The sequence below is a fragment of the Methylocaldum marinum genome, from assembly GCF_003584645.1.
Taxonomy (GTDB): Bacteria; Pseudomonadota; Gammaproteobacteria; order Methylococcales; family Methylococcaceae; genus Methylocaldum; species Methylocaldum marinum.
This window is the reverse complement of sequence record NZ_AP017928.1, coordinates 1,097,293-1,122,679: the sequence shown is the minus strand read 5'-3', so window position 1 is coordinate 1,122,679 and position 25,387 is coordinate 1,097,293. Positions and strand designations below refer to the sequence as shown.

Sequence of the window (25,387 nt, the reverse complement as noted above, 5' to 3'; positions counted from 1 at the left end):
AATTTTCGACACCCATACAGAATTTCATTTCTTAACAAGAAGGAATAGTCATGAAAGTCACCGTCTTTGGTTCGGGTTATGTAGGTCTCGTGACCGGCGCCTGCTTGGCCGAGGTAGGCAACGAGGTCGTTTGCGTAGATATCGACGAAGGCAAGATTGCCCGCCTCAATCAGGGGGAAGTACCCATTTACGAGCCGGGTCTGGACAGCATCATCGAACGCAACATGGCGGCCAAGCGTCTGCACTTCACTACCGATGTGGACTTTGCGGTTCGGCACGGACTATTTCAGTTCATCGCCGTTGGCACTCCTCCGGATGAAGACGGATCGGCGGATCTTCAATATGTGCTGGCAGTGGCGCGCAGCATCGGCGAACGCATGGAGGAGTACCGCATCGTGGTCAACAAATCCACCGTGCCGGTCGGTACAGCGGATAAAGTGCGTCAGGCGATAAACACAGTGCTCAATGACCGGCAGAAACCCTGCGAGTTCGATGTGGTTTCGAATCCCGAATTCCTGAAAGAGGGGGCGGCCATCGAGGATTTCATGAAACCGGATCGTATCGTCGTAGGTGCCGATAACCCCCGCACTACGGAACTCTTGAGAGCCTTGTATGCACCATTCAACCGCAATCATGACCGGCTGGTCTGCATGGATATACGCTCGGCTGAGCTGACCAAGTACGCGGCCAATGCCATGCTGGCGACGAAGATCAGCTTCATGAACGAATTGGCGAACCTGGCCGAATGCCTGGGGGCAGATATCGAACAAGTGAGGGTCGGCATCGGTTCCGATCCCAGAATCGGATACCACTTCATATATCCCGGTTGCGGGTACGGCGGATCCTGTTTTCCGAAGGACGTAAAAGCGCTCGAACGCACCGCACGCGACGTCGGATACCAGGCCCAACTGCTTCAGGCGGTCGAAGATGTAAACGACCGACAGAAACTGAGACTGTTCGAAAAGGTTAACGACTATTTTAAGGGTGATCTAAAGGGAAAGACGTTAGCCTTATGGGGACTCGCATTCAAGCCGAACACCGATGACATGCGCGAGGCTTCAAGCCGGGTAATCATCGAAGCTCTTTGGGAGGCGGGAGCAAAGGTACAGGCGTTTGACCCGGTTGCGGCACATGAAGCCAGCCGCTTGTTCGGAAACCGGTCCGACCTGGCACTTAGCGACAGTCCCGAAGCTACGCTTAAAGGGGCTGACGGACTGATTATCGTCACCGAGTGGAATGTGTTCCGCAGCCCCGATTTCGATGTGATCAAGGCGGAGCTTTCGAGTCCGGTGATTTTCGACGGCCGGAATCTGTACGATCCGGCGAGGATGAAAGCGCTTGGATTCGATTATTTCGGCATCGGGCGGGGCGCATCCTCAGCCTAATTCGAATAGCGGGGTGCGCTTGTGTGGGCGCACCCCGGCTTTCACCGTCAGCTCTCCATCAGCGCACGTAAGTGCGCGGCTACGCTTTTCGCCAAAGCCCCTAAGTCGTAACCGCCCTCCAAGAGGGATACGAGCCTGCGAGCAGCGTGTTTTCGAGCCAATGCCGTGAGTTCCGAGGTTACCCAGGCATAATCATCCTCGACCAGGTTCAGGTTGGCCAGAGGGTCGTCCCGGTGGGCGTCGAAGCCGGCGGAAATCAAGATCAGTTCAGGTGAAAAACGGTCGACAGCGGGCAGAATCCGCTCCGACAAAGCCGCTCGAAATTCCTTGGATCCGCTTCCGGCCGGAAGGGGCGCGTTGATTATGTTGCCGACTCCGGTTTCGGATGAGCGACCGGTACCGGGATACCATGGGAATTGATGAGTGGATGCGTACAAGACATCCTCGTTCGCCTCGAACGCCCGTTGTGTGCCGTTTCCGTGGTGTACGTCGAAATCCACGATGGCAACTCGTTTAATCCTTTGGTGCTTGCGTGCATATTCAGCGGCAATGGCGATATTGTTGAACAGGCAAAAGCCCATGGCGGTATCCGGTTCGGCATGATGTCCCGGCGGCCGGACAGCGCAAAAGGCGTTTACCGCTTCTTCTGTAAAAACGGCATTCACGGCGGCACATGCAGCGCCGACGGCGCGCAACGCCGCTTCGCCGGACCCGGGCGAGATGACGGTATCGCCATCGAGATAAGCAAAACCCAGTTTGGGTACCGCACCCAATACATACTCGATATATCGTGCGGTGTGTATCAGGCAAACCTGTTCACGTGTTCCGTACGGCGCCTCCCGCCGGTCGAGGTCTGCGAAATCGGGTCGCGCCAGCGCGCGTTCGATCGACCGCAAGCGTTCCGCACTTTCCGGATGGCCGAGGCCGGTATCATGGTCCAAGAAACTCGGATGACTGAAGTAGATCGTGGTCATGATTCTATCCATGCTGACGGGTCAACGGCGGTTTCCGGGAATTATGAGCATCCCGCGTGATAAACATAGGAGTGGCTCATATAATACCCGAGTATAGGCGTTGGAATTGAACCGGCACCGCTTTATGGTTCATGAGTCTCGGTATTGGGACCGATGTTGGGTGAATCCATCCCGAGAACGACAAGCGACGGTTTTTCAGACGACAACCAATCGGTTTCGAATCGTGCTTCTGGCCCGATTCGAGCAGCGTAGCAAACTTTAGGGGAAATCATGCTGGAAGAATATCGCAGACACGTTGCCGAGCGAGCGGCACAAGGGCTGGTGCCGAAACCTCTGAGCGCGGAAATGACGACCGCGCTGATAGCGCACATAAAAAATCCACCTGGAGGCCAGGAAGAGTTCCTGCTCGACCTGCTGACCAACCGGGTGCCGGCGGGAGTGGATGAAGCGGCCTATGTCAAGGCCGGGTTTTTGGCGGCTGTCGCGAAGGGCGAGACCGTCTCGCCAATACTCGACTCGCGCCGGGCGACTGAACTGCTCGGCACCATGCTGGGTGGATACAATGTCGCTCCGTTGATCGGGCTTCTGGATGATACGGTGTTGGGACCTCTGGCCGCCAAGGGCTTGTCCCACACCTTGCTGATGTTCGATGCGTTTCACGATGTCTGCGAAAAGGCCGAGGCCGGCAACGAAAATGCCCGCGTGGTCATGTGCGCTTGGGCCGAAGCCGAGTGGTTTACCAGTCGGCCGAAGGTACCCGAAGTCATTACCGTGACCGTATTCAAAGTGCCCGGGGAAATCAATACCGACGACCTTTCGCCTGCCCAGGATGCCTGGTCGCGTCCCGATATTCCGCTGCATGCCAAGGCCATGTTGAAGGTTCCGCGCGAAGGCGTTACCGATGCCGAGGCGCAGATCACGGAACTCAAGAAAAAAGGCTGGCCGGTCGCTTTCGTGGGCGATGTCGTGGGTACCGGATCGTCCCGGAAATCCGCAACCAACTCGGTGTTGTGGTATATCGGCGAAGACATCCCTTGCGTCCCGAACAAGCGCGCCGGCGGCATGTGCATCGGAGGCAAGATCGCCCCCATCTTTTTCAACACCATGGAAGATTCCGGTGCGTTGCCGATCGAATGCGATGTAACGAATCTAAAAACCGGCGACGTCATCGACGTTTATCCCTATGAAGGTGCGATCAAACGCCACGAGAGCGGCGAACCGCTCTCTACGTTCTCCTTGAAGAACGATATTCTGCTGGACGAGGTGCAAGCCGGAGGGAGGATCTCGCTGATCATCGGACGCGGCCTTACCGATCGTGCCCGCAGGGCGCTGGGGCTCGGCCCCTCGCCGGTATTCCGTCGCCCGCGATCCGGAATCGATAGCGGCAAAGGGTATACCCTCGCGCAAAAAATGGTCGGAAAAGCCTGCGGCGTTGCGGGTGTACGCCCCGGCACATACTGCGAACCCCACATGACAACGGTAGGATCCCAGGATACCACTGGTCCGATGACCCGCGACGAGCTCAAGGATTTGGCTTGCCTGGGATTTTCAGCGGACCTGGTTTTGCAGTCGTTCTGTCATACCGCGGCTTATCCCAAACCCGTGGATATCAACGTGCATCACACGCTGCCGGACTTCATCATTAATCGTGGCGGCGTTTCGCTCCGGCCCGGCGACGGCATCATCCATTCATGGCTCAACCGCATGCTGATACCGGACACCGTGGGGACCGGCGGCGATTCCCACACCAGGTTTCCCATTGGCATATCGTTTCCGGCGGGTTCCGGGCTGGTCGCTTTCGCCGCGGCCACCGGCGTGATGCCCTTGGACATGCCGGAGTCGGTCCTGGTTCGGTTCAGGGGAGAATTGCAGCCGGGTATCACATTAAGGGATCTGGTGCATGTCATTCCTTATGCAGCAATGCAGCGGGGGCTTTTGACACTCGAGAAGAAAGGCAAGAAGAACGTTTTCTCGGGACGCATTCTGGAAATCGAAGGACTGCCGAATCTAAAAATCGAGCAAGCCTTCGAACTGGCGGATGCGTCCGCCGAGCGGTCGGCCGCCGCGTGTACCGTGCGATTGAATAAGGAACCAATCGAGGAATATTTGCGGTCCAACATCGTTTTGCTCAAGTGGATGATCGACCAGGGCTATGGCGACGTCCGCACGCTTACCCGCCGAATCGAGGCCATGGAGACCTGGCTGGCTAACCCCGTGCTCCTGGAGCCGGATCCCGATGCCGAATATCACGAAGTCATCGAGATCGATCTAAACGAGATCAAGCAACCACTCTTGTGTTGTCCCAACGATCCGGATGACGTCAAGCCGCTGTCAGCCGTTGCGGGAACCCACATCGACGAAGTTTTCCTTGGTTCATGCATGACTAATATCGGTCATTTCCGGGCAGCCGGTAAAATCCTGGAGCACTTCGGAACTCAGGTTTTAGGACGTCTATGGATCGCTCCGCCGACGCGCATGGATCAATCGGAATTAATCGAGGAAGGCTATTACGGCATTTACGGTAAAGCCGGTGCGCGTACCGAGATGCCAGGGTGTTCTTTGTGTATGGGAAATCAGGCGCGGGTGGCGGACCAGGCTACGGTGGTGTCGACCTCAACGCGTAATTTCCCCAATCGCATGGGTGCCGGCGCCAATGTTTTTCTGGCCTCGGCGGAGCTGGCCGCCGTATGTTCGAGTTTGGGGCGCATTCCATCCCACGAAGAATACATGTCTTTCATGCAAGCATTGGAAAAGGACGCAGTTGAGACCTATCGCTATCTGAATTTTGATCAGATTCCCGACTTTGCAAAAAAGGCCGAACAGCTTGTGCTAGATGCAACGGCTTGAAGAGGAGAACCGGAAAGCAGCGCGTACCGCACCTTTATTGATGCGGTACGCGGCTCTTCCGCATTGGTAACGAAATTCATGCCGACCAATCTGTTTGAAATTGCGGAAACGTGCCTATACGCGCCATCCATCGAAGGCAAACTAAAAGCCACCGAGCTGGCGGCGCAGCTATTCCGGGAAGGTGGATTCGATCTGGACGATCGACCTCCCGCCAAGCCGGCTTCGGGAGTTCGCTTTCCGGAGCATCCGAAATTGGTGGATCCCAGGTATTTGCCGCGGCGGAAGTTGACGACCGTCCATGGCAAAATCGCATTTCTTCATGCCGTTGCCCACATCGAGTTCACTGCGATTCAGTTAGCCTGGGACATGGTTTATCGGTTTCGCGGAATGCCGCGTGCGTTTTATGACGACTGGCTGGAAGTCGCGATCGAAGAGGCTTTCCATTTTTCTCTTGTACGCGGACGATTAAAGGATTTTGGCAGCGACTACGGTCAACTCCCGGCGCATAGAGGATTGTGGGAGTTGGCCGAGGAGACGTCCCACGACGTTAAGGCGCGCTTGGCGCTGGTCCCGCGGGTGATGGAGGCAAGGGGGCTGGACGTCACCCCGGCCATGATTGCCAAACTCGATGTCTTGGGGGATGAGACCACAGCGGACATTCTCAGGATCATCCTGAGAGACGAGGTAGGTCATGTGGCGCGAGGTACCCGTTGGTTCCGACACCTTTGCGCCGAACAGGGAGTCGAGCCCGTAGCGGAATATTTCCACCTTATCGAACACTATCTTCGGGGCACCGTGCGGGGGCCGTTCAATTCCGAACTGCGCCGAGCAGCGGGATTCAGCGATCTCGAACTGGAGCGCCTGGAGGTGATGTCCAGCCAAAGCCCGGGGCGTTTCGATTGAACAGCCGCGGACCAGGGCGCTTTCCATTTCTTATTCGGCGGCCGCCAGATTTCCCGGGTTCGAGCCGTAGTGGGAAATGACATAACGTTCGACCAGTTCCTGGAACTCCTCGGCGATATGATCTCCCTTGAGCGTTACGGTCTTTACGCCATCTTCGAATACCGGAGCGACCGGCTGTTCGCCGGTTCCCGGCAGGCTGATCCCGATATTGGCATTCTTGCTCTCGCCGGGGCCGTTGACCACGCAGCCCATGACCGCCACGTGCATATCCTCGACACCCGAATATTTCTTGCGCCATTCCGGCATTTTATGGCGAAGATGGCTTTGAATCTGCTGAGCCAGCTTCTGGAAGTAATCACTGGTCGTGCGGCCGCAGCCTGGGCAGGAGATCACCATGGGCGTGAATGAGCGGATGCCCATGGTTTGAAGAATCTCCTGGGCAACGATGACTTCGTGAGTGCGGTCGGCGCCGGGCTCGGGGGTTAGGGAGATACGAATCGTATCGCCGATGCCTTGCTGCAGCAGGACCGCCAAGGCCGCGGTGGACGCGACAATGCCTTTGGATCCCATGCCGGCTTCGGTGAGCCCCAAGTGTAGGGCGTAATCGCACCGTTCGGCCAGCGCTCGATAAACCGCGATCAGCTCCTGAACGCCGCTCATCTTGCACGATAGCACGATACGGTTCTTGGGCAAACCCAGCAACACAGCTCGTTCGGCGCTCTCCAAAGCCGACGTAATGACCGCCTCGCGCATCACATCGGAGAGCGGTTTCGGCTCGCTCAGCCGAGCATTTTCATCCAGCAGGCGGGCCAGTACGGATTGATCGAGGCTCCCCCAGTTGACTCCGATCCGCACCGGTTTCTCATAGCGACAGGCGAATTCGATCATCTGAGCGAATTGCGGATCACGCTTGGAGCCGCGCCCCACATTGCCGGGATTGATACGATATTTCGCCAGAGCTTCAGCGCAATCGGGATATTTGTCCAACAGCTTGTGGCCGTTGAAGTGAAAATCGCCGATGAGAGGAGCCGAGCAGCCCTTCTTGTCCAATTCTTCGCGTATCCGAGGTATGGCCTGTGCGGATTCTTCGTTGTTTACGGTAATGCGGACCAGTTCGGAACCGGCTTTGGCCAGATCCATCACCTGTCTGACGGTACCCTCCACATCTGCCGTATCGGTATTGGTCATGGATTGTACGATAACCGGGGCATTGCCGCCGATTTGGATTTCACCGACTTTTACACCGACCGAATCTCTTCTATTCATCATGCTTAAAAACCTACTGGGATACTATGCAGCGCGCTATTTTAGCAGCGACACGGCTCAAGCTTATCGTAAGCTGGATAATTTCCGAGTTCTTTAGTTGGGTGTCAAGTTATAATTATGGAACCTTAATAGATTTGCCGGATTGGTAAGCCCACCAAGGAAAGTTCGGCCTGGGATTGAAACAAGCTGTGCGCATTCAATATTTTTCGGACATACATCTAGAATTCGGGCCATTGGAAATCAGAACCACGGATGCGGACATAATCGTAGCAGCCGGTGACATCGGTGTGGGCCTCCAAGGCTTGCAGTGGCTTAAATCGTTTGCCAAGCCCGTGATATACGTAGCGGGCAACCACGAGTTCTACGGTCAGGAGTATCTCTCCAGCATCTCGAAGCTAGCGAACGCTGCCAGTGGAAGCAATGTGCAGTTCCTGGAGCAACGTGCCTGGGTGCATGACGGGGTGAGATTTCTGGGGTGTTCTCTCTGGAGCGACCTCGGGGGCGACGAAAATGAGCACCTGGAGGAACTGGTTTCCATCGTCAATGATTTCCGGAAAATTAGCTATCGTACGGAGTTCCTGAATGCAAAGAGCTATCGCCTGCTGCACAGGAAATCCCGAAATTGGCTTTTTTCCGAGCTTGTGAAACCGTTCTCCGGGAAAACCGTTGTTGTTACCCACCACGCTCCGACGCCTTGGAGTTGGCCGGATAGCCCGAGCCAGATTAAACGCCATGCCTACTGCAACGATTTAAGAGAAGTCCTGCATAGCTTCGAGGTCGCTGCTTGGTTTCATGGCCATACCCATGCTGTTTCGGACTATCGCTGTTCCGGCACTCGAATTCTTTGTAATCCCCGAGGCTATTTTCCGAGTCAACTCGTAGGCGAATTCGATCCCGGAAAAATCCTCGAAATTTAGGCGCCCGGGAGGGAAGCCGCCGTGCTATAGGCCGCCATCCTCGATAGTCTGCAAAACGTCTTAGGCCATGGTTTTCGCGATTGCGAAAATTTCTTCGGCATCCAGAATCTGATCGTTGCTTTCGAATAATTTTGCGACGCAGGCCCGGTGCAGCGCTAATTTCAAAGTGCCGAAGCCTATGGCTCCCCAAACGATCTTTCCGTTCCTATCCGCTCCCCGGTCCATCATATCTGTCCCGCCAATCCCGATCGGAGGTGTGGCGTTGGCGTCCGCCATGAGCTCGATCGATGGATTTTCCTGCCAGTGCCCCGCTTCCAGCAGTTCCACGCCAGCAGCGCCGGCCGCGAACACGATTTGCGCTCGTTCTATGGCTTTGCCGCGAGCGTCGCTGCCATAAGCTTCCATAGGAGTCAGTTCTACACCGAATCGCAGCTTCATATCCTGGCAGGCTTTCTCGGCACGAGCCATCTGACGTGAGGTGATCGACACTTCAGCACCTTCTTTGGCAAGCATGACTGCAGCGCGCTGGCCGACAGGCCCGGTTCCGGCGAGGACTACGGCCCTTTTTCCGGAAAGCGCGCCACTCGCGGCGAGTTTGGCAACACCCGCGGCGGCGGTGGTGTTGCTGCCGTTGCTGTCCAGCATCACCGACACCCGGAACCCAGCGAAAAACTTTTTCTTCACCGCTTTCAAAAGCTCCTGTCCGGCAATCAAATCGCTGCCTCCGATGAAGATCGCCGTGTTCTTCTTGTCCTTTGGAGCCCGCGTGAAAATCGTACCGTCCACGAGCGCGCCAACGTTCTCCGGTGTCAGACTGCCATGGCCGATCACATGGTCTGCGCCACCATCATAGGCCACAACGGTGTCGAACACGGATGGGTAAAAATCGGTATCGAACTGGAACAAAAGCTTCTTCATTCTATTTCCTTGGAATGGCGTGTAACCTTGATCGGTCCGGCGGGATCATCGGATTCGTTGCCGAACCGGAGCTTCAGAAAAGCGCAAAATTTTAACCCGCGATGCCTTGTGTTTTATACTCTCCCGCCATTTTTTACACTATGACGCTGATGGAGTGAATCGGCATGATCAAAGACAAAACAATCCATCATTTTTTGGACGACCTGGCCAGCAAGTCGGCAACTCCGGGCGGCGGCAGTGCAGCGGCCATCATGGGTGCGATGGGTGCTGCATTGGTCAGCATGGTTTGTAATCTCACCATAGGAAAGAAAAACTACGAGTCCGTCGAGCCGGAGATGAAAGAAATTCTGGCAAAATCGGAAAGTTTGCGCGCGCAGCTAATGGATATGGTGAGGTCAGACGTCGAAGTATTCAATAAAGTCATGGCTGCCTATGGATTGCCCAAGGAAACAGACGAGCAAAAGTCTGCTAGAAGCCAGCAAATACAATCTGCATTGCAGGAGGCGACGGATGTTCCTATCGAGTGTGCGAAAGCCTGCGCCGAAGTTATCCGGTTGAGCAGGATCGTAGCCGAGAAAGGAAATCGAAACGTCGTCAGTGATGCCGGCGTTGCCGTTGTAGCCGGACACGCCGCGCTAAAAAGTGCTGCTCTTAACGTTTACGTCAACGTCGGCTCGATCAAGGATGAGAAATTCGTCTCGTCGCGTTTAGCCCAGCTGAACGGAATTTTGAATGGAATGGATGTTCTGAACGAGGAAATCTTCCAATCAGTAAAGGACAAGCTGTAAAGCAAGCTCTTGTTCCCATTGAGCGCTTTGGCATCCAAACTATGGATTGACGGCCCGTGGCGACATGAGTATTATTGACAGTCTTGATGGTTAGCCGAACGGCTTCTCGTTAAAGAAGGTCGTCCGGGGTATAGCGCAGTCTGGTAGCGCGTCTGCTTTGGGAGCAGAATGTCGGGGGTTCGAATCCCTCTACCCCGACCAAGCGCTTGTAGCTCAGCCGGATAGAGCATCGGCCTTCTAAGCCGAGGGTCGCAGGTTCGAGTCCTGCCAAGCGCGCCATCTTTTGTGGTTTTTCAACGGTGGCCGTAGCTCAGTTGGTAGAGCCCCGGATTGTGATTCCGGTTGTCGTGGGTTCGAGCCCCATCGGTCACCCCAATCCGGTTCATCCGGATATCCCGCACAGGGCCATTAGCTCAGCTGGTAGAGCAGCGGACTCTTAATCCGTTTGTCGTAGGTTCGATCCCTACATGGCCCACCATTTAACCCGGAAACGGCTGCTGATCGCTTAACGCGATCGGGACGTTCGTATCCGTGGTGTTACCTGTTGTCGGTAAACCGGATCTCCGCTAATCTCACCTCTTTCAGTGGCGGAGTTACAGCGATGGCCCTCATCAAGTGTCCTATTTGCGACGCAGAAATTTCCGATCAAGCTGACGGGTGTCCCAACTGTGGTGGGCATGAAATTACCGCGCCGATACGCAAACTCGGCGGGAAACTGCAGGCGGTAGGGACCGTTCTACTCGCAGTCAGCGTTCTCGCGACGGTGGCCGGCACCTGGTGGGGACCAGCTTTGCTGTTTCCCGGTGCAGCTTTCTTTATTGTAGGCCGGGTTTTATAGTCGCTTTTTTCTAAGATCCCTTATTCAACCCCCGCTTCTTCGGCCATGGCCTGACAGGCGTCGGCGCAACTCCGGCAGGCCTGTGCGCAGGCCTGCAGTTGTGGGTCATTTTCGAATTGCTCGCAACTGTCCCCGCACTGCTCACAAGTTTCCGCGCAGACTTCACAGGTTAAGGTGTGAAGATCCGATCCGCGAAGCATGAAATTTGCGCTGGTCTGACAAATCTCGGCGCAATCCAAGAGGAGTCGAATATGATCGACCTCCGCATGCGGCCCTCCTTTTTCCAGACAGTGGGTTGCCGTTTCCAGGCAGATGGCATGGCAATCCAAACATTGCTGGATACACGATTGCATGGAACCCGTAGAAGATGTATCTGGAGTCAACATGTCGGCACCTCGAAAATCTCAAATTCAAGACGTAGTTCGAAATAGGATGATGCCGAGAGATATGCTTTTGAATAGGTAAGAGTACGCAAGCAGTCAATTTGTAAGCGTCCGGCTGTCCGCATAATTCCCACCGATTAGCGCCTGAGTCACAGTATCGCCATATTCCCGAAGAGGAGGAGATGGCGATGACGAAACAAGAACGAGAGATGCATTGGCGGGTCCTGCTGGAGCAACAGGCAGGGAGTGGGTTGTCGGTGCGCGCTTGGTGTGCGCGCGAGGCGGTCAGCTATGCGGCGTTCATCTACTGGCGTCGACGCGTAGCGCAGCCAGCGGTGGTGGCGCCACTGACGTTGATGCGGGTAGATGGCGGTGAGACAGCAGTCGGTGGTCTGTGGTTGTCGGTGGGCGGGGTTCGCATCGAGGTGAAACCGGGGTTCGATGCCGGGTTGTTGAAGCAGGTGGTGGCCGCATTGGTCTCGTGATGCTGGCGACGATTCTGAGTGCGGCGGCGGTGTATGTGGTGGCCGAGCCGGTCGATTTGCGCAAGTCCATCGATGGTTTGGCGCTGGCGGTGGAGAGCAGTCTGGGGTATTCGCCGTTATCGGGTGCGGTGTTCGTGTTTTTCAACCGGGGCCGGGACAAGGTGAAGCTGTTGTGGTGGGATCGTCACGGTTTCTGGCTGGCCTACAAGCGGCTGGAGAAAGGCCGCTTCCGCAAGCCGGTTCAGGGGACGATTTCGCGCTCGGACCTGCTGCTGTTGCTGGAAGGCGTGGACCTGACGGTGGCCCGTTTCCGCGCGGTTCGCGCGGGTCGGGTCGGCTGAGTCGAAAGTGCCTGAAACCCGCATCAGAGCTGGGCTTTCGGGTGGTCCACCGGGTATAATGGCAGCCATGAATGCCGCCGCTCTCGCCGAAGAAAATCGTACTCTAAAGGCCACCCTGGCCCAGCGCGAGGCGCGCATCGAACGGCTGGAATTCGACCTGGCGCAGCTGAAGAAGCTGCTGTTCGGCGCCCGTTCCGAGCGACTGGCGACCCTCCCCGACATCGACCAACTGCCGCTGTGGGATGAGGTGCCCGAGGACGCCCCCGTCGCCAGTCCGGTGGCGTTCAAGACGGTGGTGGTGCAATCGCCCGCCAAGAATCAACCGAAGCGCACCGCACTGCCGGCGCATCTGCCGCGAGAGATCGTGGTATTGCCGTTGTCGGCACAAGACCGGCAGTGTCCTGCCTGCGGTGAGGAACGGCCGGTGATCGGCTACGAAAGCTCCGAACGCTTGGATTACGTCCCGGCGCAACTGAAGGTCGTGGAAACGCGGCGGGAAAAGTGCGCCTGCGCGAAGTGCCAAGGGCAGTTGACCACGGTACCGGCCCCGCCGCAAATCATCGAGCAGGGCATCCCTCTGCCGGGTCTTCTGGCACATCTGCTGATGGCCAAATACGGCTATCACCTGCCGCTGTACCGCATCGAGCAAATCTTTGCCCACCAGGGTGTCCCCATTGCCCGCACCACGTTGTGCGACTGGGTCATCCAGAGCGGCTGGCAGCTGCAGCCCTTGGTCGAGCGGATGCTGGCGTTGCTCAAGCAACAGCCGGTGATCTTCTCGGACGACACCACTGTGGCGGTGCAGGACCGCGGCAAGACGCGGGAAACCCGGTTTTGGGTATACGCCGGCCACTCGCCGCCCATCGTCGTCTATGACCACACCGAAACCCGGGCGGGCAAGCATCCCAAGGCCAAACTGGAAGGCTACAGCGGCTACCTGCAGGCGGACGCCTATGCCGGTTACGACCAGATCTTCGCCGCGGGCAAGGTCCTGGAAGTGGCGTGCTGGGCGCATGCGCGCCGCAAGTTCTTCGAGATTGCCCGACAGACCGAGAACGGCAAGCGCATCAGCGCCCATGAGGCCTTGGAGTACATCGGCCGGCTCTACGCCATCGAACGGGAGGCCAAAGAACAGCAACTCGACGCCGAAGGCACCCGAAAGCTACGGCAGGAACAGGCGCGGCCGATCCTGGCCGAGTTCAAGGCCTGGCTCGAAGACCGGCTGCGCCAGCTGGCGCCCAAGACCCCCACTGCCCAGGCCATCGGCTATGCCCTCAAGAACTGGCCGGCGCTGGAGCGCTATACCGAAGACGGTCGCCTGGAGATCGACAACAACCGGAGCGAACGGGCCATCCGCCCGCTGACCATCGGCCGCAAGAACTGGCTGTTCCTCGGCTCGCCCAAGGGCGGCCAGGTCGCCGCCACCGTCTTCAGCCTGATCCAGACCTGCAAGGAGCTGGGCATCAATCCGGAGGCCTATCTGAAGGATGTCCTCAACCGCCTGCCTTCCACCAAGCAGAAGGACATCGACAGCCTGCTTCCTCACAACTGCAAGCTGCCCGGGGCGTAACAAGCGACCACTTAACCGTTCGCCACTGCGACCACAAGTCCGGGTACCGCCGAACGCTTACGTCAATTTTTGTTCAACTGAATCGAACTCGAGCCTGGTCGTGCCAAAACAGCAAAATGATATGCCTTTGAGCCTGAACTAGAGATTTCTCGAAAACTCTAATTGCCAACATGGGCTTTTCTCGGATCAATGGCGTGTTATGGGAGATTTCAAGTAACGAACCGAATAGCGCGCGGTTTTCCCATCCGAGAATATGCGAAAGAGGGTGTTAGTTGAAATTGAAGGAGAAGTGTCATGGTCCAGACTTTCGCCAAAGTGTTCGGCATCTTTTACCTGATCGTCGGTATTCTGGGCTTCATTCCGGGGCTTGTACAACCGATTATCGGCGGTCCTCCCTTGTCTATAGAAGCAGGTTATGGGAAGTTGCTTGGCCTCTTTCCGGTTAATCTGATTCACAATTTGGTACATATCGGCATTGGAATCTGGGGTATTCTTGCTGCGCGGAGTATTCCTAGAGCCGTGAACTTTGCTCGGGCCAATGCGGTTCTTTTCGGTGTGTTATTCCTGTTGGGGATAATCCCGGCAACGAACACGCTGTTCGGATTAGCCCCAATCTACGGTGGTGATGCCTGGTTGCATCTGCTGAGTGCGGCAGTAGCGGCCTATTTCGGATTTGCCGCCGGCGCGCGGGAACATGCCTGGCATACGTGACCCCTTATCCAGCGAGTCGTTCAATAACTGGACAAGCGATCAGCCAATCTCTTACATCAGGCCCGTAGATTCCGTCCTGGTGTTTCGCGCCGCGGAGAATGGCATCTTTGCCTCGGATTAGCCCGGCCCATATTTATGGGCCGGGTGGGTGCCCCCCTTCGCGATCGTGCATAATCTGGGTCTCGGCCTCAGAGAACGAGGGTAGCGAGCGCCTAAACCAGAACGACGGGGCAGGCCACGGCTTCGGAAATGGCTTTGCTGAAATCGCCGTCCTGGCGTCTCACCACCAGTAAACGGCATCCGGTGCGCTGCATCGAACGCATCAAATTCTGCGTATCCATCGGGCAAACGGAAACGAATCGAACATCTGCGCGGCTGGTGCAGCAGTGTAGCGCTTGCTTTTTCAATGTTTCCAATTTGATGCCGGTTTCCGTCGGAAGGGCTACATAAAGTTGGCTCGATTCGAGTTCGACCAGTTCGGCTGCCATCTGCAATGCGCGTTCCGCCCCCTCGGATCCGTCAAATACGACCCAGATGGGGTACATAGCAGCCTTCTTCGAACCGATGCTTCTCTGCGCCTCAGTTCTCTTCGGCAGGAAGACGACGTCGACTTGCTCGATCTCCGACATGACCGACGAAACGAAATGCCCGCGTACCGTTCGAAAACTGACATCGATTCGCAGGCGTTCATTCAAGCGGTAAAGCGCTTCTTGTATTTGCTCCGTACTCGACCGCAGAGCGCGCATGAGACGCGAGAGTTCGACTTTCCGCTCAGCTGCGCAGATACGATCGATTTCCATGGCGAACGGGAGTTCGGCCAAATGGATTAAGTTGGTCTCTTCCACATAGACCGCTATCAGTTGCGCTTGCTTTCGGGCAGCGAGGTGTGCGGCCAATTCGAGAATACCGATGTCGTGGCGCAATAGGTTCAGAGCCACCACGACACGCTCCGGGATAGGGGTATTCTCAGCCATAAGTTTGATTCTCTCCGGACTTCTCTTGACTCTTGAATTCCTTTTGGAGGTCGGTCCACTCCCTTAAACGTTTTTCTACACGGCCATTTATGCTGTCGTCCGGGAACGCGCCTGTCGTGTTGCGTTCGCCGACCGGCCGGTCCATCAACAGTTCCAGGACCTGGTCTACCGTATCGGCCGCGTAGACGTGAAACAGGCCGGATTCGACTGCTTTAACAACATCTTGACGCAGCATGAGGTGTTTAACGTTGGCAGAAGGGATGATCACCCCTTGCTTCCCGTTAAGGCCGGCCGCAGAACAGATATCGAAAAAGCCTTCTATCTTTTCGTTGACTCCGCCGATGGGCTGAACTTTTCCGTGTTGATTGACTGAACCGGTTACGGCTAGCGACTGCTGAATCGGCAAATCGGCGAGTGACGAGAGAATCGCGCTGAGTTCGGCAACCGACGCGCTATCACCTTCAACCTGGCCGTAGGACTGCTCGAATACTAGGCTGGCGGTCACCGAAAACGGCCGAGTCTTGGCATAACGCTGTGCCAGGAAGCCGGACAAAATCATCACGCCCTTGGTATGTATTGCTCCCCCTAGCTCGCTTTCTCTCTCGATATCTAAGATTTTACCGTTGCCTAGCCGAGTCGTGGCGGTAATCCGGGATGGCTGGCCGAATGCGAAGTCACCCAAGCTTATGATCGATAGTCCGTTAACCTGACCGGTCGTCGCGCCGTCGGTGTCGATAAAAACCGTTCCGCGCCGAATATTTTCGTAAATCCGCTCGCGCAAGCGGTCTGCCCTTCGAATCTGGTGATCTATGGCGGCTTGCACGTCATCCCGCGTAATGGTCGATCGCTGCCCTTGTCCTGCCCAATGGTCCGCTTCCTTCAGAAGATCGTCCAGGCTGCGCAAATGGGTTGACAACTTGTCCGAGTCTTCCACCAGGCGCGCAGCATGTTCGATAACGCGGATAACCGCCTCCTTGTTCAGCGGCCGCAATTGGCTCCGCCGCGCCAAGCTGGCAATGAGGCGAGCGTATAAAGCATTGCCATTAGCATCGCGATCGATCGCTTCTTCGAAATCGGCCGAAACCTTGAAGAGTTCGCGAAATTCCGGATCGTAAACATTGAGCAAATAATACAGAACACGATCTCCGATAAGAATGATCTTGATATCCAGAGGGATCGGTTCAGGCTCGAGGCTCGAAGTGCTGATTACGCTCAACGCACGCTCCAGGGTTTCGATGCGGATTTCGCGCGACTGAAGGATGCGTTTCAGGCTGTCCCAGGCGAAGGGCTGCATCAATACCTTGCGCGCATCCAAAATCAAATAGCCGCCGTTGGCTTTATGTAACGCACCGGGCTTGATCATTGTGAAATCGGTGACCAAAGCCCCCATATAGGCTTGGTATTCCACTCTTCCGACCAGATTGTTATGGCTGGGCAAGCCCTCGAAGAAGACCGGGGCAAAATTGGATTCGCTATTGTCCACCAGCAGGTTGACTTTGTAGCGTAGAAACGGACTGGGCCGCTGCGCGGCATGTCCGATTAACGCCGCGACGCCGGCCTCCTGCTTCGGAAAAAAATCTTCCGCATGATCGATGATTTCCCGTTGCGCTTCATTCAGATATTGAACGACTCCGGAAATGGCCTGGTAACGGACCTTTAGATCGTCCATCAAATGGTTTACGGCGAATTCGGCAATTTCCCGATTCAGCGTTTTCAGCTTTTCTTTGGCTTCCTTGCGCCATACGGGGAATTGTTTGAGCAGCTTTTGCAACTGCTGGCGCAAATCCGTCACCGCTTCCTGAATCTGTTCCTGCTGATGCTCCGAAAGCTTTTGAAACTGTTCCGGTCCGAGCACTTCGCCTTTTTCGTCCACCGGAGCAAATGCGAATCCGGTAGGTGTTTCAAGCAATGCGATGCCGTTCTGCAGGGATTTCCGGCGCAGTTCATTGAGAGCGTTGATCTCGCGTTCCTTGGCATCTTCCTCGATCTCCTCGGCTCGGCCGCGGTACTCTTCACCTTCGAACGCGGCGGGAATCACGGCACTGAGTTCCTCGATGACCTGTTCCATGTCGCGAGCGAAACGCCGCCCTTGACCGGCAGGCAATCTTAGAGCCTTGGGTTTGGAGGCTTCAGCGAAATTGTTGACGTAGCACCAGTCGTCAGGCACCGGTCTTTTTTCGGCCTCACGGCCGACGATTTCCTTAACTGCGGCCAGTTTTCCGGATCCGCTCGGCCCAAGCGCGAAAATGTTGTATCCGTTCTGGACAATGGAAATGCCAAACTGAATAGCATCCAGCGCGCGCTCTTGACCTATCACGACCCCGATGTCGGCCAATTGGTCCGTGGTGGAGAAGTCGAATTCCCGGGGATCGCACGCCTTGTAGAGAACACTTGCTGAAAGAGACTGTCGGTGGTTATCCATAGAATTGCTCAACTCTCAAATGGATTATCGAGAATTAATAGGATATTTCAACAACATCAACATATGGCTTGCAAAATTAATAAGACTGAATGACGCAGATTAATTCTGCCGTCTTGCCCGGTTGATCCAGAGAACATATTGACCAATCATTGCGCAGGACAGGTGCGTGACGGACGCGTGTGACCAACTTGGTACGACATCGAAACGTTGAGTATCGCTCTCGGGATGGACGAATATACTTTAGACTCGAACTTCGAGTCACGCGCGAGTGTCGCTTCGACGGCCTTAATGACAAAGATCGCTCTGATCGCCATAATTCGCCACTTTTGGTCATTGATTCCGAACTATGTGGTTTAAAAACCTATCCCTATTGCGTTTTTCCGAGCCCTTTGATCTTGATGCCGCGGAGTTCGAGCAGAGACTCGATCAGCGCCGCTTTCGTCCTTGCGGCAGTCTCGAAGCCGTCAGCTTCGGCTGGTGCGCGCCTCTCGGCAAGGATACTTTTCCTCTGGTACATGTCACCAACGGATTTGCGATGGTTTGTGTTCAAAAGGAAGAAAAAATTGTTCCCACCTCGGTGGTCAATGAAATTCTCTCGGAACGAGTGGCTGAAATCGAAGAAAGCCAGGGGCGGCCGATGCGACGGAAAGAGCGGGATGCCCTACGTGACGAGGTGATGCAAGATCTCTTGCCTCGGGCCTTCAGTCACAGTCGCCGTACTTATGCGTACATTGATCCCAAGGGTGGATGGCTTGTCGCGGATAGCGCCAGCGTAAAGAAAACCGAGGAAATTGCCTCGCTGCTACGCCAGTGTCTAGGATCTTTACCGGTAGTGCCCCCCGCCACCCAGGAGCGGCCAAGTGCTATCATGACTCGCTGGATCATGGATAGCGATTTGCCGCCCGATATCACCTTGGAAAGCGAATGCGAATTGCGTTCGCCGGAAGAAGACGGAGGCCTTGTGCGCTGCCGCCGCCACGACCTCGGTGCACCGGAGATACAAAATCACATCGAGGCCGGCAAAGAGGTCATCAAATTGGCGATCACTTGGAATGATCGTCTGAGCTTTATTCTCGACGAGGCCTTGAGCATCAAAAAACTCCGCTTTTTGGACTTGGTTCAGGAAGAGGCAGCCGATGTCGAAACGTCCGATCCGGTCGAACGCTTCGACGCGGACTTTGCGGTCATGAGCCTGGAGATTGCGACATTTTTGCCGCGTTTGATCGAACTCTTCGGCGGCGAAAATCTTCAATCGAAACAACCTGTAGTGTAGGTGTAACGCAATGTTGCAGAAGACAATCGAGTTGGCGCGTATCGACCGATGGAAGTCGGGCTGGCTGGCGGTTGCCCTCATGCTCGCCACTCCGATAAATGGCGCGGCCGAGATATTCGCGCTACCCACGGACGGCAGCGACCTTATCGGGGAAATTCAATACACCAAGGCGAGGCATGAGGATACGCTGATCGATATCGCGCGCGAGTTCAGTATCGGGCAGGACGAAATCGTCATGGCCAATCCAACCGTAGACCGCTGGCTACCGGGGAACGGCAAGGAGGTATTGATTCCGCGCCAATTTGTCCTCCCCGATGCGCCACGTGCCGGCGTTGTCATCAATATTCCGGAAATGCGCCTCTATTACTTTCCTGTTCAGCCGAAGGTCAAAGCGACACAGGTCGTTACCTATCCGGTGAGTATCGGACGGATGGACTGGAGGACACCTTTGGGTGCGACCAAAATCGTTCAAAAGGTGAAGGACCCGGTCTGGATTCCACCGGAGTCCATCAAGGAAGAGCACGCCCGAGAAGGTGACATTTTGCCGGACGTCGTTCCCGCAGGTCCGCTGAATCCGCTCGGGACCTTCGCCATGAGGCTAGGCGTTCCCGGCTATCTTATCCATGGTACCGGCGCCGACAAAGCCTATGGCATAGGTATGCGAGTAACACATGGATGCATCCGGATGTACCCGGAGGATATCGAGCGACTTTTCCCGCAAGTCAACGTCGGCACTCAGGTTCATTTGGTCAACCAGCCGGTCAAGCTGGGCTGGTCGAACGGGATCTTGTATATGGAAGTCCACCAGCCTCTGGACGAAGACCGCATGACTTACGAACAGCTACTCGATTTAGCCATGGACCTGATCCAGAACAAAACGAAGCAACAGCAAGTGGTGCTGGACGGCGCCGCCGTAAGACAGGCACTTCAGCAACCAACCGGAATCCCGATCGCCATCTCGAAGCCGTCCGATCCGCCTCAGACTTTCGGAGGAACGTAACCTTCGGGCAACTGCGTTCCGCCGCCGAACAGAAATTTCTCGCGCTCTTTTGCAAGAAATTGTCGCGCTTCCGGTTCGAAAGGCGTGAGCCGGTGTTCGTTGATCAGCATGGTCTGGAATTTGAGCCACTCCTGCCATGCCTCAGCTGAGATTTGGTCGAAAATTCGCTGCCCTTCCGGACCAGGGAAGGGCGGCTTTTCAAGGCCGTCGGTTTCAATTCCCAAACGTGCGCATTTGACTCGCCGCGCCATTGTTCACCTCTCAATTTCATGTAATAAAAACATTCGACTCAATCCGTGCCGTCGGTCCTATCCGGAAGTTTCATTTACCAACTTCAGCACCGGCGCCGGAAGCCCGACCGTTTCATCCGGAGTGAGCCACCGGCATAGCGACGGCTCGCCGATTCCGCAATAATCGGAGGTTGTTCGGCCAACCAGCGGAACAAAATCCAGATGAAAATGCGAAAAAGTATGCCGACGCCGAGGAAGGCACTCAAGTGTGGAACGGTCGATATGTTGTTTCACGCACCAAGCATCTACGTCTACCTCGCTATCGAACTCCGGCAGGCTCCAAAGACCTCCCCAAACTCCGCTAGTCGGGCGCTTTTCCAGATAAATCTTGCCGGAAGCGTTTCTCAATACCAGCATGTAACACTTTCGGACCGGCATGGTTTGCCGAGGTTTCGGCGCCGGAATGACATCCGTCCGCTGAGTCAGGAATGCCTTGCAGTCGGCGTTGATCGGGCAGACGGAACAAAACGGTTTCCGCTTGGTACACACGGTCGCCCCCAAGTCCATCATGGCCTGGTTGTAGTCGGCGGTTCTGTACGAGGGTGTGAGAGCCTCACTCAGGTTCCATAATTCCGCGAAAATCTTGGCGTCTCCGGGCCAGCCTTCGATCCCCTGGTACCGACACAGAACCCGCTTGACGTTACCATCCAGAATCGATGCGCGGATATCCGATCCAAGGCTCAGGATCGCTCCGGCCGTAGAGCGGCCGATGCCGGGCAGAGCGCTCAATTCCTCGATGGTGTGGGGCAACAGGGCGTTGTGTTGGTCCACGATTATGCGCGCGGCCCGGTGCAGATTGCGAGCTCGCGCATAGTATCCGAGCCCGGCCCACAGCGCGATGACCTCATCCAGGGACGCCTGCGCCAGTGCCTTGACGTCGGAAAAACGTACCATGAAGCGTTCAAAATAGGGGATGACAGTTGCGACCTGAGTTTGTTGGAGCATGATTTCGGAGATCCAGACCCGATAAGGTGTTCGATCGAGCTGCCACGGTAAGTCTTTGCGTCCGTGTCGATCGAACCATACGAGAACGGCATCCGAAAAGCTTTCAATTTGCATACGACCTATGAGACGAGTGGCTGTTGGGCTGGCTTCAAAACCGGAGTGACCGGTTTTTCCCCGGAGGCTGGAGGGTAGTCCGTCTGTACTTGGCAGCGGCAAATGGCATGGAGTACAGTCCGCGCGTTGGGTCGCCCCCGTTTTTCCATTAGAATACGCGAAATCATTATCGCCACGAGCCAGCAATCCAAAAATCATGTCGCTTCCGTTTCGAACCCTCCTGTCGTTGATTTTGTTCAGTCTTGTCCTTTCCGCATGCGGCCAGAAGGGACCTCTTTTCCTCCCCAGCGAAGATCCTAATTCGGAAGAAGCACAGCGCTGATGGATTATTTCAATTATCGCGACGGCATGTTGCATGCCGAAGATGTGCCGTTGGCTGCCATTGCAGAACGGTATGGAACGCCGTGCTATGTTTATTCGCGCGCTACCATCGAACGCCACTGGCGCGCATTCGACGCGGCTTTCGCCGGCAAGCCGCACCTCGTTTGTTATGCAGTGAAAGCCAATTCCAATTTGGCGGTATTAAACATCTTGGCACGCTTGGGTTCGGGCTTCGACATCGTGTCCGTAGGCGAATTGGAGCGGGTATTGGCGGCGGGCGGCGATCCAGCGAAAATCGTCTTCTCCGGAGTGGGCAAGCGAGAGGACGAATTGGAGAGAGCGCTCGAAGTCGGTATCCGCTGCTTCAACGTAGAGGTCCCGGGCGAATTGGACCGGCTAAACCGGCTTGCCGGAGCACTCGGTGTGAAAGCTCCGATTTCGCTGCGCGTGAATCCGGACGTGGATGCGCTTACCCACCCATACATATCCACGGGCCTTCGGGAGAACAAGTTCGGCGTCGATGTCGGCGAAGCATTGATTCAATATCGGCGTGCTGCCGACATGCCTCATCTTCAGGTACTGGGCATCGACTGCCACATCGGTTCTCAACTGACTTCCGTAACGCCCTTTCTGGATGCACTCGATCGGATCCTGCTTCTTGCAGACGCCTTGAAAGAACACGGAATCGGTCTCCATCATATTGATCTAGGAGGGGGATTAGGCATCCGCTACCGCGAGGAGCAGCCACCGGAGCCCAGCGAATACGCGTCGGCTCTTCTGCAGCGACTGCAGCAAACGAATTACGAGATTCTGATCGAACCCGGCCGTGCCATCATCGGTAACGCCGGGGTTCTGGTGACCCGCGTAGAATATCTGAAATCCAATCAGGACAAGAATTTCGCCATCGTCGACGCCGCCATGAATGATCTCGTTCGTCCCGCGCTCTACGATGCCTGGCAGGAGATCGTACCGGTTCGACAACTAAGTGGCGCGGACGTCAGAACCTACGATATCGTCGGACCGGTCTGCGAAACCGGGGATTTTCTCGGTATCGGGCGTGAACTTGCCCTGTCCGAGGGCGTTCTTCTGACGATCCGTTCCGCGGGCGCTTACGGATTCAGCATGAGTTCCAATTACAATTCCCGCCCCCGGCCAGCCGAGGTCATGGTGGACGGGCTCCGTACTCACTTGATCCGCGAAAGGGAAACGACTGCCATGCTTTTCCGGGGCGAACACGTTCTAGACTGATGATACTGAAATTCACCAAAATGCATGGCTTAGGCAATGACTTCGTTGTGATTGATGGCGTGCGCCAGAACGTTGCATTGTCGCCGGAAAGGATTCGTCTTATCGCAGACCGGCACCTCGGGGTCGGCTGCGACCAACTCTTGATCGTCGAAGCGCCGACGAGTTCAAATGCCGACTTTCGTTACCGGATCTTCAATGCGGATGGTGGCGAAGTGGCGCAATGCGGAAACGGTGCCCGTTGCTTCGCCCGGTTCGTTCGCGACCACGGCTTGTGCGACAAGGATGAGATCGTAGTTGACACGGATGCCGGGCAGTTGTGTTTGCTCCATCGAGAAGGTGGACTCGTGACCGTCAATATGGGCGTCCCGCAACACCAGCCCTGCCAGATCCCACTGAACACCGCAGACGAAGCCGCTTTGTATGCCGTGGAGGCCGACGGAAATCTTTGGCTTTTCGGTGCGGTATCGATGGGTAATCCGCATATTGTAATCAAAGTCGATGATGTCAATCGTGCACCGATCGAACGATTGGGACCGATCCTGGAGTGCCATCCGATTTTTCCGCAGCGCGCCAATATCGGCTTTGTGCAGGTGATCGACCGACATCATATCAGGCTGCGCGTTTTCGAACGCGGGGCCGGTGAGACCTTGGCCTGTGGCAGTGGAGCTTGCGCCGCAACGGTAATCGGTATGGAGCAGGGGGATCTGAGTAGTCCGGTCCACGTTGATCTTCCGGGCGGCTCCCTTAACATAACTTGGGAAGGACGGGGAAGGCCGGTTTTTATGACCGGACCTGCCGTTCGTGTGTTCGAGGGCGAAATCGAATTATGAGCTTGATTACTCCGAAGGCGCCTCGGCGTCATCATGAACGAACAACAGTCTCGGCTGACGAAGTTGCGGCCTATTTGCACCAGCATCCGGATTTCTTTCACGATCAGTTGGATCTGCTGGAAATGCTTAAGGTACCGCATCCCTGTGGGGACGCCGTTTCGCTAATTACACGGCAAGTTTCGCTTTTGCGGGACAGTAACCGGCAACTGAAGTCGCAGCTGAACGACATTCTGCAGATTGCACGCGATAACGACGCCTTGCACCAGCGTATTCACCAGTTGACTCTGACTTTGCTGGACGCCACGACTCTCGAAGATGCACTAGGCAGCCTGAGATGGAGTCTACACGAATACTTTCAAGCCGACTTCGTGACGGTGAAATTCGTTCAGCCGGTGAAAGAGAGCGCGATCACCGGCCTTAATCTGCCGCCGGGCGACGCCGGCCTGGTTCTTTTCTCGTCGGCTCTGGATACCGGAAAACCGTATTGCGGGAAGCCGGATCCGGTTCATGCGCAGTACATGTTCTCTAACAATTCCGCGGATGTGCGTTCATACGCATTAATACCTCTGCAACACGCCGGCGTCAAAGGACTGCTCGCTATCGGCAGCCGTGACGCAAACCGATTCCAAACCGGCATGGGCTTGCACTTTGTCGCACAGTTGGGTGAATTGGTGTCCGCTCGCTTTGCATCTTTGCTCGCCGGCTGTAGCTAATCCATGCAGCAAAACGCGGAAGAGCAGGTCGCCAGCTTTCTCGATGTTCTGCGATCGCAGCAGCGGGTTTCCGCACATACGCTTTCCAATTATTCCCGGGATCTCGCTCAGCTGAAACGATATTGCGATGTTCATGGTATAGAGTGCTGGGAAAACCTGCTCTCGCAGCATGTTCGGGACCACATCGCTGCTCGCCACCTTGAAGGACTCGGCAGCCGCAGTCTTCAGCGCGCATTGTCGGCAATCCGGAGCTTTCTCAATTTCCTGGTTAAACGCCGCCAGCTCGAAGGCAACGCGGCACGCGGGGTACGTCCGCCCAAAGCGCCGCGAAAATTGCCGGCACTGTTAGATGCCGATCAAATGACAGGGCTCCTGGAGGGCGAGCTCGACAGTGAATTGGAAATTCGCGATGTGGCCATGTGGGAGCTTTTTTACTCCTCGGGGCTGCGATTGAGCGAACTGGTTTCGCTCGAACTTCAGGATCTGGATTTGAATGACGGAACCGTTTTAATCAGGTATGGGAAAGGGCAGAAATCCCGCATTCTGCCAATCGGACGTTGCGCTCGTGCGGCCATCGAGCGCTGGTTGGTTGTGCGTCATCGCTATGCGCGCGCCGGGGAGGACGCTGTGTTTGTCAGCAGGCGAGGAGTTCGAATTGCCGGACGAACGGTGCAGTTGCGCCTCGACCGCTGGCAAAATAAGCGCGGCTTGCCTGAACATGTTCATCCTCACATGCTCAGGCATTCATTCGCGAGTCATATTTTGGAGTCCAGTGGAGACTTGCGTGCCGTGCAGGAATTGCTGGGACATGCGAATCTCAGTACTACACAAATCTATACTCATCTCGATTTTCAGCATTTGGCATCCGTATACGACCGATCACATCCTCGTGCGAAAAGGCGCCGCCCAAATTCCTGAACTGTGACTTAAG

Annotated in this window: 24 protein-coding genes and 4 tRNA genes; 20 read left to right on the top strand and 8 right to left on the bottom strand. The window is 55.8% G+C overall.

Annotated elements, in window-relative coordinates; translation table 11 throughout:
- The first annotated feature begins 50 nt into the window (after positions 1 to 50).
- On the top strand, positions 51 to 1,385 hold the full coding sequence (locus sS8_RS04960) for a UDP-glucose dehydrogenase family protein (protein WP_119628679.1): 1,335 nt from the start codon (positions 51 to 53) through the stop codon (positions 1,383 to 1,385).
- Positions 1,386 to 1,432: 47 nt separating this feature from the next.
- Here the strand turns inward: sS8_RS04960 and sS8_RS04955 are convergent, their stop codons facing one another.
- Positions 1,433 to 2,359: a histone deacetylase family protein gene (locus tag sS8_RS04955; RefSeq protein ID WP_119628678.1), complete on the bottom strand. Its 927-nt coding sequence runs from the start codon at positions 2,357 to 2,359 to the stop codon at positions 1,433 to 1,435.
- A gap of 270 nt (positions 2,360 to 2,629) precedes the next feature.
- Here sS8_RS04955 and acnB point away from each other — a divergent pair, with 270 nt between their 5' ends.
- Together acnB and sS8_RS04945 are read left to right on the top strand one after the other, a co-directional pair.
- Entirely contained in the window at positions 2,630 to 5,206 is a 2,577-nt protein-coding gene (gene acnB, locus sS8_RS04950) for a bifunctional aconitate hydratase 2/2-methylisocitrate dehydratase (protein WP_119628677.1), read from the top strand.
- Between the two features lie 78 nt (positions 5,207 to 5,284).
- Positions 5,285 to 6,109 (top strand): ferritin-like domain-containing protein, encoded by an 825-nt coding sequence (locus sS8_RS04945; RefSeq protein ID WP_119628676.1) that lies wholly within the window; start codon positions 5,285 to 5,287, stop codon positions 6,107 to 6,109.
- Positions 6,110 to 6,139: 30 nt separating this feature from the next.
- Here the strand turns inward: sS8_RS04945 and ispG are convergent, their stop codons facing one another.
- Complete coding sequence (gene ispG / locus sS8_RS04940) at positions 6,140 to 7,378, bottom strand: flavodoxin-dependent (E)-4-hydroxy-3-methylbut-2-enyl-diphosphate synthase (protein ID WP_119628675.1); 1,239 nt, start codon at positions 7,376 to 7,378, stop codon at positions 6,140 to 6,142.
- Between the two features lie 173 nt (positions 7,379 to 7,551).
- Here ispG and sS8_RS04935 point away from each other — a divergent pair, with 173 nt between their 5' ends.
- Positions 7,552 to 8,292 carry a metallophosphoesterase gene (locus sS8_RS04935; RefSeq protein ID WP_232020515.1) on the top strand — a complete coding sequence of 247 codons (741 nt, stop codon included), beginning with the start codon at positions 7,552 to 7,554 and terminating at the stop codon, positions 8,290 to 8,292.
- Positions 8,293 to 8,352: 60 nt separating this feature from the next.
- Here sS8_RS04935 and sS8_RS04930 read toward each other — a convergent pair whose 3' ends face one another.
- Positions 8,353 to 9,210 carry an NADP-dependent methylenetetrahydromethanopterin/methylenetetrahydrofolate dehydrogenase gene (locus tag sS8_RS04930; RefSeq protein ID WP_119628674.1) on the bottom strand — a complete coding sequence of 286 codons (858 nt, stop codon included), beginning with the start codon at positions 9,208 to 9,210 and terminating at the stop codon, positions 8,353 to 8,355.
- Between the two features lie 164 nt (positions 9,211 to 9,374).
- Here sS8_RS04930 and fchA point away from each other — a divergent pair, with 164 nt between their 5' ends.
- The 5 genes from fchA (at position 9,375) to sS8_RS04905 (ending at position 10,476) form a co-directional block, all read left to right on the top strand.
- Entirely contained in the window at positions 9,375 to 9,998 is a 624-nt protein-coding gene (gene fchA, locus sS8_RS04925) for a methenyltetrahydrofolate cyclohydrolase (RefSeq protein WP_119628673.1), read from the top strand.
- A gap of 124 nt (positions 9,999 to 10,122) precedes the next feature.
- Positions 10,123 to 10,199, top strand: a tRNA-Pro gene (locus sS8_RS04920).
- A gap of 1 nt (position 10,200) precedes the next feature.
- Positions 10,201 to 10,277: transfer RNA gene (locus sS8_RS04915), tRNA-Arg, on the top strand.
- Positions 10,278 to 10,297: 20 nt separating this feature from the next.
- Positions 10,298 to 10,373 (top strand) — tRNA-His (locus sS8_RS04910).
- Positions 10,374 to 10,400: 27 nt separating this feature from the next.
- A tRNA-Lys gene (locus tag sS8_RS04905) sits at positions 10,401 to 10,476 on the top strand.
- A gap of 380 nt (positions 10,477 to 10,856) precedes the next feature.
- Here sS8_RS04905 and sS8_RS28970 read toward each other — a convergent pair.
- On the bottom strand, positions 10,857 to 11,036 hold the full coding sequence (locus sS8_RS28970; RefSeq protein WP_232020709.1) for a four-helix bundle copper-binding protein: 180 nt from the start codon (positions 11,034 to 11,036) through the stop codon (positions 10,857 to 10,859).
- A gap of 365 nt (positions 11,037 to 11,401) precedes the next feature.
- Between sS8_RS28970 and tnpA the strand changes: the two genes are divergently transcribed.
- The 4 genes from tnpA to sS8_RS04880 all read left to right on the top strand — a co-directional run bounded on the left by tnpA (position 11,402) and on the right by sS8_RS04880 (position 14,326).
- On the top strand, positions 11,402 to 11,704 hold the full coding sequence (tnpA, locus tag sS8_RS04895) for an IS66 family insertion sequence element accessory protein TnpA (protein WP_119627851.1): 303 nt from the start codon (positions 11,402 to 11,404) through the stop codon (positions 11,702 to 11,704).
- Positions 11,704 to 12,045, top strand: a complete 342-nt coding sequence (gene tnpB / locus sS8_RS04890; RefSeq protein ID WP_119628541.1) for an IS66 family insertion sequence element accessory protein TnpB — start codon at positions 11,704 to 11,706, stop codon at positions 12,043 to 12,045. Before tnpA ends, tnpB begins: the two co-directional genes overlap by 1 nt.
- A gap of 58 nt (positions 12,046 to 12,103) precedes the next feature.
- Entirely contained in the window at positions 12,104 to 13,615 is a 1,512-nt protein-coding gene (tnpC, locus tag sS8_RS04885) for an IS66 family transposase (protein ID WP_119628671.1), read from the top strand.
- A 294-nt stretch (positions 13,616 to 13,909) separates the two neighbouring features.
- Positions 13,910 to 14,326: a DUF4383 domain-containing protein gene (locus tag sS8_RS04880; RefSeq protein ID WP_119628670.1), complete on the top strand. Its 417-nt coding sequence runs from the start codon at positions 13,910 to 13,912 to the stop codon at positions 14,324 to 14,326.
- A gap of 212 nt (positions 14,327 to 14,538) precedes the next feature.
- Here the strand turns inward: sS8_RS04880 and sS8_RS04875 are convergent, their stop codons facing one another.
- Together sS8_RS04875 and sS8_RS04870 are read right to left on the bottom strand one after the other, a co-directional pair.
- Entirely contained in the window at positions 14,539 to 15,300 is a 762-nt protein-coding gene (locus tag sS8_RS04875) for a hypothetical protein (RefSeq protein WP_119628669.1), read from the bottom strand.
- Positions 15,293 to 17,722, bottom strand: coding sequence for a Lon protease family protein (locus tag sS8_RS04870; protein WP_119628668.1), 2,430 nt, complete (start codon positions 17,720 to 17,722; stop codon positions 15,293 to 15,295). Before sS8_RS04870 ends, sS8_RS04875 begins: the two co-directional genes overlap by 8 nt.
- Before the next feature lie 346 nt (positions 17,723 to 18,068).
- Between sS8_RS04870 and rdgC the strand changes: the two genes are divergently transcribed.
- Together rdgC and sS8_RS04860 are read left to right on the top strand one after the other, a co-directional pair.
- Positions 18,069 to 18,995, top strand: a complete 927-nt coding sequence (gene rdgC, locus sS8_RS04865; RefSeq protein ID WP_119628667.1) for a recombination-associated protein RdgC — start codon at positions 18,069 to 18,071, stop codon at positions 18,993 to 18,995.
- A gap of 10 nt (positions 18,996 to 19,005) precedes the next feature.
- The gene (locus sS8_RS04860; RefSeq protein ID WP_119628666.1) at positions 19,006 to 19,995 is read left to right on the top strand and encodes a L,D-transpeptidase family protein; all 990 of its coding nucleotides are present in this window, start codon (positions 19,006 to 19,008) and stop codon (positions 19,993 to 19,995) included.
- Here the strand turns inward: sS8_RS04860 and sS8_RS04855 are convergent.
- Both sS8_RS04855 and mutY read right to left on the bottom strand, forming a co-directional pair.
- Positions 19,974 to 20,246: an oxidative damage protection protein gene (locus sS8_RS04855; protein WP_119628665.1), complete on the bottom strand. Its 273-nt coding sequence runs from the start codon at positions 20,244 to 20,246 to the stop codon at positions 19,974 to 19,976. The genes sS8_RS04860 and sS8_RS04855 overlap by 22 nt on opposite strands.
- A gap of 57 nt (positions 20,247 to 20,303) precedes the next feature.
- The gene (mutY, locus tag sS8_RS04850) at positions 20,304 to 21,344 is read right to left on the bottom strand and encodes an A/G-specific adenine glycosylase (protein ID WP_119628664.1); all 1,041 of its coding nucleotides are present in this window, start codon (positions 21,342 to 21,344) and stop codon (positions 20,304 to 20,306) included.
- A 196-nt stretch (positions 21,345 to 21,540) separates the two neighbouring features.
- On the opposite strand from mutY, the gene lptM reads away from it, so the two are divergent.
- Genes lptM through xerC form a run of 5 tightly spaced genes read left to right on the top strand, consistent with a single transcriptional unit; the run spans position 21,541 to position 25,374 of the window.
- A complete protein-coding gene (gene lptM, locus sS8_RS29825; RefSeq protein WP_119628663.1) occupies positions 21,541 to 21,666 on the top strand; it encodes an LPS translocon maturation chaperone LptM in 126 nt (41 codons plus the stop codon).
- The gene (lysA, locus tag sS8_RS04840) at positions 21,666 to 22,913 is read left to right on the top strand and encodes a diaminopimelate decarboxylase (RefSeq protein ID WP_119628662.1); all 1,248 of its coding nucleotides are present in this window, start codon (positions 21,666 to 21,668) and stop codon (positions 22,911 to 22,913) included. Before lptM ends, lysA begins: the two co-directional genes overlap by 1 nt.
- Complete coding sequence (gene dapF, locus sS8_RS04835; protein ID WP_119628661.1) at positions 22,913 to 23,743, top strand: diaminopimelate epimerase; 831 nt, start codon at positions 22,913 to 22,915, stop codon at positions 23,741 to 23,743. The genes lysA and dapF overlap by 1 nt, the downstream gene beginning before the upstream one ends.
- Positions 23,740 to 24,456 carry a DUF484 family protein gene (locus sS8_RS04830; RefSeq protein WP_119628660.1) on the top strand — a complete coding sequence of 239 codons (717 nt, stop codon included), beginning with the start codon at positions 23,740 to 23,742 and terminating at the stop codon, positions 24,454 to 24,456. The genes dapF and sS8_RS04830 overlap by 4 nt, the downstream gene beginning before the upstream one ends.
- Positions 24,457 to 24,459: 3 nt before the next feature.
- Complete coding sequence (xerC, locus tag sS8_RS04825; RefSeq protein ID WP_119628659.1) at positions 24,460 to 25,374, top strand: tyrosine recombinase XerC; 915 nt, start codon at positions 24,460 to 24,462, stop codon at positions 25,372 to 25,374.
- Positions 25,375 to 25,387: the final 13 nt, after the last annotated feature.

What these genes read in the sequence shown, in the direction of transcription:
- sS8_RS04960 (WP_119628679.1), top strand. Translation starts at nt 51, where the DNA reads ATGAAAGTCACCGTCTTTGGTTCGGGTTATGTAGGTCTCGTGACCGGC.
- sS8_RS04955 (WP_119628678.1), bottom strand. Translation starts at nt 2,359, where the DNA reads ATGACCACGATCTACTTCAGTCATCCGAGTTTCTTGGACCATGATACC.
- acnB (WP_119628677.1), top strand. Translation starts at nt 2,630, where the DNA reads ATGCTGGAAGAATATCGCAGACACGTTGCCGAGCGAGCGGCACAAGGG.
- sS8_RS04945 (WP_119628676.1), top strand. Translation starts at nt 5,285, where the DNA reads ATGCCGACCAATCTGTTTGAAATTGCGGAAACGTGCCTATACGCGCCA.
- ispG (WP_119628675.1), bottom strand. Translation starts at nt 7,378, where the DNA reads ATGATGAATAGAAGAGATTCGGTCGGTGTAAAAGTCGGTGAAATCCAA.
- sS8_RS04930 (WP_119628674.1), bottom strand. Translation starts at nt 9,210, where the DNA reads ATGAAGAAGCTTTTGTTCCAGTTCGATACCGATTTTTACCCATCCGTG.
- fchA (WP_119628673.1), top strand. Translation starts at nt 9,375, where the DNA reads ATGATCAAAGACAAAACAATCCATCATTTTTTGGACGACCTGGCCAGC.
- sS8_RS28970 (WP_232020709.1), bottom strand. Translation starts at nt 11,036, where the DNA reads ATGCTTCGCGGATCGGATCTTCACACCTTAACCTGTGAAGTCTGCGCG.
- tnpA (WP_119627851.1), top strand. Translation starts at nt 11,402, where the DNA reads ATGGCGATGACGAAACAAGAACGAGAGATGCATTGGCGGGTCCTGCTG.
- tnpB (WP_119628541.1), top strand. Translation starts at nt 11,704, where the DNA reads ATGCTGGCGACGATTCTGAGTGCGGCGGCGGTGTATGTGGTGGCCGAG.
- tnpC (WP_119628671.1), top strand. Translation starts at nt 12,104, where the DNA reads ATGGCAGCCATGAATGCCGCCGCTCTCGCCGAAGAAAATCGTACTCTA.
- sS8_RS04880 (WP_119628670.1), top strand. Translation starts at nt 13,910, where the DNA reads ATGGTCCAGACTTTCGCCAAAGTGTTCGGCATCTTTTACCTGATCGTC.
- sS8_RS04875 (WP_119628669.1), bottom strand. Translation starts at nt 15,300, where the DNA reads ATGGCTGAGAATACCCCTATCCCGGAGCGTGTCGTGGTGGCTCTGAAC.
- sS8_RS04870 (WP_119628668.1), bottom strand. Translation starts at nt 17,722, where the DNA reads ATGGATAACCACCGACAGTCTCTTTCAGCAAGTGTTCTCTACAAGGCG.
- rdgC (WP_119628667.1), top strand. Translation starts at nt 18,069, where the DNA reads ATGTGGTTTAAAAACCTATCCCTATTGCGTTTTTCCGAGCCCTTTGAT.
- sS8_RS04860 (WP_119628666.1), top strand. Translation starts at nt 19,006, where the DNA reads ATGTTGCAGAAGACAATCGAGTTGGCGCGTATCGACCGATGGAAGTCG.
- sS8_RS04855 (WP_119628665.1), bottom strand. Translation starts at nt 20,246, where the DNA reads ATGGCGCGGCGAGTCAAATGCGCACGTTTGGGAATTGAAACCGACGGC.
- mutY (WP_119628664.1), bottom strand. Translation starts at nt 21,344, where the DNA reads ATGCAAATTGAAAGCTTTTCGGATGCCGTTCTCGTATGGTTCGATCGA.
- lptM (WP_119628663.1), top strand. Translation starts at nt 21,541, where the DNA reads ATGTCGCTTCCGTTTCGAACCCTCCTGTCGTTGATTTTGTTCAGTCTT.
- lysA (WP_119628662.1), top strand. Translation starts at nt 21,666, where the DNA reads ATGGATTATTTCAATTATCGCGACGGCATGTTGCATGCCGAAGATGTG.
- dapF (WP_119628661.1), top strand. Translation starts at nt 22,913, where the DNA reads ATGATACTGAAATTCACCAAAATGCATGGCTTAGGCAATGACTTCGTT.
- sS8_RS04830 (WP_119628660.1), top strand. Translation starts at nt 23,740, where the DNA reads ATGAGCTTGATTACTCCGAAGGCGCCTCGGCGTCATCATGAACGAACA.
- xerC (WP_119628659.1), top strand. Translation starts at nt 24,460, where the DNA reads ATGCAGCAAAACGCGGAAGAGCAGGTCGCCAGCTTTCTCGATGTTCTG.